Source organism: Pseudomonas sp. GM33 (assembly GCF_000282295.1).
GTDB lineage: Bacteria > Pseudomonadota > Gammaproteobacteria > Pseudomonadales > Pseudomonadaceae > Aquipseudomonas > Aquipseudomonas laurylsulfatiphila.
Map to the genome: position 1 here is coordinate 1 of NZ_AKJO01000006.1, position 8,405 is coordinate 8,405.

General features: G+C 63.0%; 6 protein-coding genes. 1 reads left to right on the forward strand and 5 read right to left on the reverse strand.

What is annotated here, in order from left to right; translation table 11 throughout:
- From selA to fdnG, 5 genes are all read right to left on the reverse strand, one after another.
- Positions 1-1,205: L-seryl-tRNA(Sec) selenium transferase (selA, locus tag PMI26_RS28125; protein WP_007970075.1), on the reverse strand; the 1,205-nt coding region annotated here is incomplete at its 3' end.
- Between the two features lie 51 nt (positions 1,206-1,256).
- On the reverse strand, positions 1,257-2,183 hold the full coding sequence (gene fdhE / locus PMI26_RS28120; RefSeq protein WP_007970077.1) for a formate dehydrogenase accessory protein FdhE: 927 nt from the start codon (positions 2,181-2,183) through the stop codon (positions 1,257-1,259).
- A gap of 3 nt (positions 2,184-2,186) precedes the next feature.
- Positions 2,187-2,852: a formate dehydrogenase subunit gamma gene (locus PMI26_RS28115; protein ID WP_007970079.1), complete on the reverse strand. Its 666-nt coding sequence runs from the start codon at positions 2,850-2,852 to the stop codon at positions 2,187-2,189.
- Positions 2,849-3,784, reverse strand: a complete 936-nt coding sequence (fdxH, locus tag PMI26_RS28110) for a formate dehydrogenase subunit beta (protein WP_007970080.1) — start codon at positions 3,782-3,784, stop codon at positions 2,849-2,851. Before fdxH ends, PMI26_RS28115 begins: the two co-directional genes overlap by 4 nt.
- Positions 3,785-6,850: a formate dehydrogenase-N subunit alpha gene (fdnG, locus tag PMI26_RS28105; protein WP_157222251.1), complete on the reverse strand. Its 3,066-nt coding sequence runs from the start codon at positions 6,848-6,850 to the stop codon at positions 3,785-3,787. It lies immediately after the preceding gene.
- A 356-nt stretch (positions 6,851-7,206) separates the two neighbouring features.
- Here fdnG and PMI26_RS28095 point away from each other — a divergent pair, with 356 nt between their 5' ends.
- On the forward strand, positions 7,207-8,361 hold the full coding sequence (locus PMI26_RS28095; protein ID WP_007970085.1) for a MalY/PatB family protein: 1,155 nt from the start codon (positions 7,207-7,209) through the stop codon (positions 8,359-8,361).
- Positions 8,362-8,405: the final 44 nt, after the last annotated feature.

Consider the following 8,405-nt stretch of genomic DNA (forward strand, 5'->3'; position numbering starts at 1 on the left):
GGCTGGCTGCCGCTGCCGATCATACCCAGTGACGGCATGGCGCTGACGCTCCAGCCTTCACCCAGTACGTGGGCCAGCGCCGGCTGCAAGCGCTCAGCCTGCACGAGGATGTCGGCCTGTGGCCGGGTCAACAGGCGCAGGCTCGGCAAACGCTCGGCCAACCGGTCCGGGTTTCGGTAGAGACCCAGCACCGCTTCCAGGGCCGCCAGGGTCATTTTGTCGACCCGCAGCGCACGCTTGAGCGGGTTTTTCTTGATCCTGGCGATCAGGTCCTTGCGACCGACAATCAGCCCGGCTTGCGGGCCGCCGAGCAGTTTGTCGCCACTGAAGGTCACGATGTCCGCGCCATCCAGCAGCGCCTGGCGCACCGTCGGTTCGGCGGGCAGCCCCCAGCGGGTCAAGTCCAGCAGGCTGCCGCTGCCGAGGTCTTCGAGCAGCGGCAAGCCGTGCCGGTGTGCCAGTTGCGCAAGTTCGGCGGTCGGCACGCTCGTGGTGAAGCCTTGAATGCTGTAGTTGCTCGCGTGCACCCGCATGATCAAACCGCTGCGCGGGCCGATGGCGGCCTCGTAGTCGCGGGCATGGGTGCGGTTGGTGGTGCCGACCTCGACCAGCTTCACCCCGGCGCGGGCCATGATGTCGGGAATGCGGAAGGCGCCGCCGATTTCAATCAGTTCGCCCCGGGAAATAATCCCTTCCTTGCGTGCCCCCAGGCTGTTGAGGGTCAGCAGCACCGCGGCGGCATTGTTGTTGACCACGGTCACCGCTTCGGCGCCGGTCAGTTCGCGGATCAAGCCTTCGACCAGGTCGTCGCGATCGCCGCGCTTGCCGCTGCGCAGGTCAAATTCCAGGTTGAGCGGATAACGCGCGGCCATTTGCACCGCCTCGATCGCTTCTTCGGGCAACAACGCCCGCCCCAGGTTGGTGTGCAACACCGTGCCGGTGAGGTTGAACACCCGCCGCACATGGCTGCGATGCAAGATGGCCAATCGCTCGCCGACCCGGCCTGCCAGCACCTCGGCGCTGACCTCTACAGGTTCGAGCAAACCCTGCCGTACCCCTTCGCGCAACTCATCCAGCAACAGCCGCAAGGCACCCAGCAAGGCGTCGCGTCCATGGCGCTCGGCCAGCGGCCGGCACGCGGGGTGACGCAACAGACTGTCGATGGAAGGTAGATGCAGAGATTGGCTGGCACCGCGTGCAGACATCTGGCACTCCTGGAAACGAATGACCCTCGCGCCAGAGTGTAGACGCTGCGTTTATTCGTCTCCCGGCGCCAGCAGCAGATTCGGCGCCAGGCGCTGATAACCGTCCTGGGCCAGGCGCATGTCGAGCATCAGGCTGGACAGGTCGGCCGACAACGCTTCGGCATCCGCATCGTTTTCCAGATAGAGCAACTTCAGATAGCTGTTGCAACCGGGGCAGACTTCGGCGCGCAACGGCGCCTGGTTGGCGGCATGGCGATCATCTTCAAGGCTGAGGTATTCCAGGCCCTTGCTCTGCTCGCAATACACGCACTTGACCCGCACCACGTGCCACTCGCAGGCACACAGCGAACAGACCAGATAACGCAAGCCATTGTGCTTGCCGCGATGGCGGATGACCCCGGCCATGGCCGGCGAGCCGCAGGCCGGGCACTGGCTGAGGCTGTCGCCAGGTGTCAGTGCCAGGTTCGGCGTACTCAACAGCCAGTGGCTCCAGGCCGTTTGCAGCGCCGCACCGAGAAACGGCACCAGCGCGGCCGGTACCAGCGAATACTGGCCGCTGACCAGTGCCACCGCCCAGGCGCGGCGTTGCCCGGCACCGGCCAGGCGCAAGGTGTCCACGGCGTCGGCCACGGCGGATTGTGGCGGTGCGCCGTAGCGCTGCAACAAGGCATCGAGGTAAAGCTGCCAGTCGTCTTCGCGCGCCAGGCTGTCGGCCGCAAAGGGCGGCAAGCCGTGCTGCTGGCACAATTCGATGCGTTGCCGGTCCAGAGGCTCGCCAAGCGGCGGGTCGTCCAGCACCTGTTGCTGCACCCGGCACAACCCGGCAATCAGGCGCAGATAATCGGCCAGCGGATGCCCCTCGGCCAGGGTTTCCAGGCGCTGGGCGCGCAGGCTGAACAGGTTGGGCGGTGGCAGGTACAGAAACGGCGGCGAACTGGCCGCCGCTTCGATTTCTCCAGGTTCGAGGATGGTTGGCAAATGTCAGCCCTTTTTAGTGATCGGTCGCGTAGGCGCTTCGTCGCGGGTCTCATCTTGAGTCACTTCGCGATACCAGAGTTCGTGGTGCTTCCTGGCCCAGGCGCGGCTGACCCGGCCGTGCACCATGGCGCTGACCGAGCCCTTGATCCAGATGCCGGCGTAGATGTGCACGATGATGCTCAGGATCAGCACAAACCCGGCCAGGGCATGCAGCAACATCGCCCAGCGTATCGCGGTGATGCCGAAATACTCGCTGAAGTAGGCACGCCAGATCACCAGCCCGCTGAACAACAGCACCAGCATGCACAGCAGTAAAGTCCAGAACAGCAGCTTCTGCCCGGGGTTGTATTTGCCGATGGGCGGGACGCCCTCCTCTTCATTTTTCATCACCCGGTCGATGCGCCTGAGCCACAGGCGATCGTTGGCGATGAAGTAGTTGGCGCGCCAGAAGCGAAACACCAGGCCAAGGAACAACAGGAACATCAGCACGCCCATGAACGGGTGCAGGATGCGTGTCCATGGTCCGCCGCCGAACAGGTTGCTCAGCCAGAACAGCGCCGGGTGGAACAGTGCCAATCCGGACAAACCTGCCATGAAGAACAGAATCGCCACCAGCCAGTGATTGGTGCGCTGGTTGCTGGTGTAGCGCAGGATCGTCTTGTTGCTCATGGCCTGCCCTCCCCACGGGGATCGAAGGTGTGCACCGACGGATCGACTTCGTGCACGGCGTTGTCCGGCGGCTCGGGATGCTCATCCTCTTCGACGATTTGCGGGCCGACCCGCACGTAGTGGAAGAACCCGGCCAGCACCGCCGCGCCCATGGCCAGCAGCGCCAGGGGTTTGCTGATGCCTTTCCACAGCCCCACCAGCGGGCTGATCGCCGGATGATCGGGCAAGCCAGCGTACAGCCTTGGCGTATCGGCATGGTGCAGCACGTACATCACGTGGGTGCCGCCGACGCCTTCGGGGTCGTAGAGGCCGGCGTTTTCAAAGCCGCGGCTCTTGAGGTCGACGATACGTTCGGCGGCGTGCTCCTTCATGTCGTCCTTGGAGCCGAACACGATGGCACCGGTCGGGCAGGTTTTCACGCAGGCCGGTTCCAGCCCTACCGCCACCCGGTCCGAGCACAGGGTGCATTTGTAGGCCTTGTGATCCTTTTGCGAGATCCGTGGAATGTTGAACGGACACCCGGTGATGCAGTAACCACAGCCGATGCAGTGGTCCTGATCGAAATCGACGATGCCGTTGGCGTGCTTGATGATCGCCCCGGGGCTGGGGCATGCGGCCAGGCAACCGGGCTCGGCGCAGTGCATGCAGCCGTCCTTGCGGATCAGCCACTCCAGGTTGCCGGCGTCGGTCTCGTGCTCGGTGAAGCGCATCAGCGTCCAGGTTTCTGCGCTGAGGTCCTGCGGGTTTTCGTAGGTACCGTGGTTGTGGCCGACCTCATCACGCAGATCGTTCCATTCCGAGCAGGCAACCTGACAGGCCTTGCAGCCAATGCATTTGGTGGTGTCGATCAGCTTGGCGACTTCTTCCATGCCGCGCACCGAGGGCGCGGGCGTGGTGGTGGCCGAGCGGGCAATGATGTCTTGGCTGGCCATTTAGACTTTCTCCACGTTGACCAGGAATGACTTGGATTCCGGGGTCTGTGTGTTGCCATCGCCGAGGAACGGCACCAGGGTGTTGGTCAGGTAACCGTGCCGCGTGAGCCCGGTGAAGCCCCAGTGCAGCGGAATGCCGATCTGGTGCACCACCTGATTGTTGACCTGCAGCGGACGAATCCGCTTGGTCACCACCGCCACCGCTTCGATGAAGCCACGCTTGCTGCTGACCCGTACCCGGTCGCCTGCGACTATGCCTTTTTCCTTGGCCAGCACTTCGCCGATCTCGACGAACTGCTCCGGTTGGGTAATCGCGTTGAGCTTGCAATGCTTGCTCCAGAAGTGGAAATGCTCGGTCAGCCGGTAACTGGTAGCGGCGTATGGGTAATCCTTGGCCACGCCGAGGGAGTCCCAAACCGAATCGAAGATCCGCGCTGCCGGGTTGCTGGTGGCTTTCTTGTTTTGCGGGTGCAGCGGATTGATGCCGATCGGGGTCTCGAACGGCTCGTAGTGCTCGGGAAACGGACCTTCGTTCATCTTGTCGACGGCGAAGAACCGCGCCACGCCTTCGGGGTTCATGATGAACGGGTTCATCCCGGCTTCCGGCGGCACGTCGGCCTTGTAGTCCGGTACATCGGTGCCGGCCCAGGCTTTGCCGTTCCACCACACCAGGCGTTTTTTCGGATCCCACGGCTTGCCTTGCAGGTCCGCCGAGGCGCGGTTGTAGAGAATCCGCCGGTTGGCCGGCCAGGCCCAGGCCCAGCCCTGATGCTGGTGCATGCCATACGGGTCGTTGTTGTCGCGGCGGGCCATCTGGTTGCCCAGTTCGGTCCAGCTGCCACAGAAAATCCAGCAACCGGACGCCGTACTGCCGTCATCCTTGAGCTGGCCGAAACCGGCCAGTTGCGCATTGGCCTTGATCGCCGCACCGGTGGCGTCGGTGAAGTCGGTCGTCGCCGAGCCGTTGATTTCCTTGGCCAGTTCCTCCGGCGAAGGTTCGTCGGGGATCTTGTACGGCCACGTCAACTTGAGCAGCGGGTCGGGATACTTGCCGCCATCGACCTGATAGCGCTGGCGCAGACGCAGGAACAATTCGCTCATGATCCGCACGTCGGTGCGCGCTTCGCCAGGGCCGTCGGCGCCTTTCCAGTGCCATTGCAGCCAGCGGCTGCTGTTGACCAGCGAACCGTCTTCCTCGGCAAAACAGGTGGTGGGCAGGCGGATCACTTCGGTCTGGATGTCGGCGCTGTTCACGTCGTTGTACGGCCCGACCTTTTGCCAGAACTCGGAAGTCTCCGTGGCCAGTGGGTCCATCACCACCAGCCATTTCAGCTTGGCCAGTGCCGCCATCACGCGGTTTTTGTCTGGCAACGCGGCGATAGGGTTGAAGCCCTGGCACATGTAGCCGTTCACCTTGCCTTGCCCCATCAGGTCGAACACCTTGAGGATGTCGTACTGGGGAATGTCCAGTTTCGGCAGGTACTCGTAAGCCCAGTTATTCTCGGCGGTGGCGTTGGCGCCGTACCAGGATTTCATCAGGCTGACGTGGAACTTGCTGTAGTTCTGCCAGTAGGACAGTTGCCCAGGCCGCAACGGCTTCTGCGTACGCTTGACGATGTAGGCGTTGTAATCCTGCTCGGCATCGCCGGGTAGCGTGAGGTAGCCCGGCAGTGAGTTGGACAGCAGCCCCAGGTCGGTCAGCCCCTGGATGTTGGAGTGTCCGCGCAAGGCGTTCACGCCCCCGCCCGGCATGCCGACGTTGCCCAGCAACAGTTGCACCATCGCCGCGCTGCGGATCATCTGCGCGCCAATCGAGTGCTGGGTCCAGCCCAGCGCGTAGAGGATGGTCATGGTTTTGCCCGGCGTCGAGCAAGTGGCGATTTCCTCCCAGATTTTCTGCATGGCATCGACCGGCATGCCGCAGATCTGGCTCGCCAGTTCCCGGGTGTAACGGCTGTAGTGCTGCTTCATCAATTGATAGACGCAGCGCGGGTCCTGCAGGGTCGGGTCGACCTTGGCAAAACCGTCTTCACCGAGCTCATAGCCCCAACCGGACTTGTCGGTATAGAGGCGCTTGGCCGCGTCGTAGCCGCTGAAAATCCCGTCCTCGAAGCCATAGCCGGCTTTGACGATGAACGACACGTCGGTGTAGTTGCGCACGTACTCGTGCTGGATCTTGTCCTCGGTCAGCAGGTAGTTGATCAGCCCGCCCATGAAGGCGATGTCGGTGCCGGTACGGATCGGCGCGTAATAGTCGGCCACCGAGGCGGTACGGGTAAAACGCGGATCGACCACGATCAGCCGCGCCTTGTTGTGCGCCTTGGCTTCGGTCACCCATTTGAAGCCGCACGGGTGCGCTTCTGCTGCGTTGCCGCCCATCACCAGAACCAGATTCGCGTTGGCGATATCGGTCCAGGTATTGGTCATGGCACCACGGCCGTACGTCGGGGCAAGACTTGCCACCGTCGGGCCGTGTCAGACACGCGCCTGGTTATCGAACCCCAGCATGCCGAGGCTGCGCACCACCTTGTGGGTGATGTAGCCCGCTTCATTGGACGCCGCCGATGCCGCGAGGAAGCCGGTGGTCAGCCAGCGGTTCACCGTTTGCCCCTGGGCGTTCTTCTCGATGAAGTTGGCGTCGCGGTCGGCCTTCATCAGGTCGGCGACACGATCGAGGGCTTCATCCCAGGAGATGCGCGTCCACTCGGTGCTGCCGGGTTTGCGCACCTGCGGGTATTGCAGGCGGCCGGGACTGTGAATGAAATCCAGCAGGCCCGCGCCTTTGGGGCACAGGGTGCCGCGGTTGACCGGGTGGTCGGCGTCACCTTCGATGTGGATGATGTTTTGCGCGACATTCTTCGCCGCATCGCCCTGGCTGTACATGATCAAGCCGCAACCGACCGAGCAATACGGGCAGGTGTTGCGGGTTTCATGGGTGTGGGCGAGCTTGAAATGACGCACCTGTTCGGCAAAGGCAAGCGTCGGGGCCATGCCCAACGCACCCAGGCTAGAGCCTGCAAGGCCGATACCGGCGACCTTGAAGAACTGACGACGGCTGAGATCCATCGTGCACTCCTGATCAGGTGGAACCCGGTACATGGCCGGGCTTTTTCGAACAACCACGGTCGCGGCAGTCTGGCTGCCGACAGTTGAACTTTAGTCAATGCTGTCGAATCTGCGATGAAACCCGACCGTCGGGCGTTAGTCGGCGTTCACGGCTATTGGCACAAAACCTGTGGGAGCGAGCTTGCCCGTGAAGGCGTAGTGTCAGCCAACACTCATGCTGGATCTGCCGGCCCCTTCGCGGGCTAGCCCGCTCCCACAAGGGGGGTGGTGTCAGTCATCGCGAGCAGGCTCGCTCCTACAGGGGATTGGCGCTTATCATGGCCGGCATGATTAACCGGCCTTTACGAGATTTGCGCATGACTTTCGATTTTGATCAGGTGTTCGACCGCCACAATACCGGCAGTACCAAGTGGAGCCGCTACCCGGCGGACGTGTTGCCGATGTGGGTCGCCGACATGGATTTCGCCGCGCCGCCGGTGATCATCCAGGCCCTGCAAAAACGACTGGAACACCCGATGGTCGGTTACAGCGTGGCCCAGGATGACCTGCGCGAGGCTATCGTGGCCGACCTCTGGAACAAATACGCCTGGCGTGTCGAGCCCCAGGAGCTGATTTTCCTGCCGGGCGTCGAGTCGGGCTTCAACATGGCGTTGAAGGCCCTGGTACAGGCGCCACAGAACGTCGTTGTACAGGTGCCTAACTACCCGCCGCTGCGCCACGCACCCGGGCATTGGGGTCTGAACAAGGTCGAGCTGAATTTCGATGCGCAAGCCGATGGCACCTACAGCACGCCGCTGGATACCCTGAGCCAGTCGCTGCAAGGCGGTGGCGCACTGCTGCTGAGCAACCCGCATAACCCGCTGGGCAAAGCCTTCCCGCGCGTAGAGCTGCAAGCCATTGCCGACATTTGCCTTGAACATGATGCCTGGATCATTTCCGACGAGATCCACGCCGAGTTGTGCTTCGACGACCGCCAGCACATTCCGATGGCCACGCTGAGCCCGCAAGTCGCCCAGCGCACCATCACGCTGATGTCGGCGAGCAAGGCCTACAACATCGCCGGCCTGAAGACCTCGTTCATGATCATCCAGGACCGCCACCTGCGCGAGAAGGTCAACCACGCCCGTTGCGGCATGGTCGACAGCGTCAACCCGCTGGGCATGGAAGCCACCCGCGTCGCCTACAGCGAAGCTGCGCCATGGCTGGCCGAACTGAAGGTCTACCTGCAAGGCAACCGCGATTTCCTCGCCGACGCGGTACGCACCCGCCTGCCGGGCATCACCATGAACCTGCCGCAAAGCACCTACCTGGCGTGGCTCGACTGCACGGCACTGGGGCTGGACGACCCACAGCAGTTCTTCCTCGAACAGGCCAGGGTCGGCTTGAGCGCCGGTCTGGACTTCGGCGATGACTGCAAGCAGTTCGTGCGCCTGAATTTCGGCTGCCCACGCTCGCTGCTTGAAGAAGGCATCACGCGGATGGAGCGCAGCTTGCGCCATCTCAAGGCCTGATCCAGCCCCTCGACAACCACCGGGATCCCTGTGGGATCGGGCTT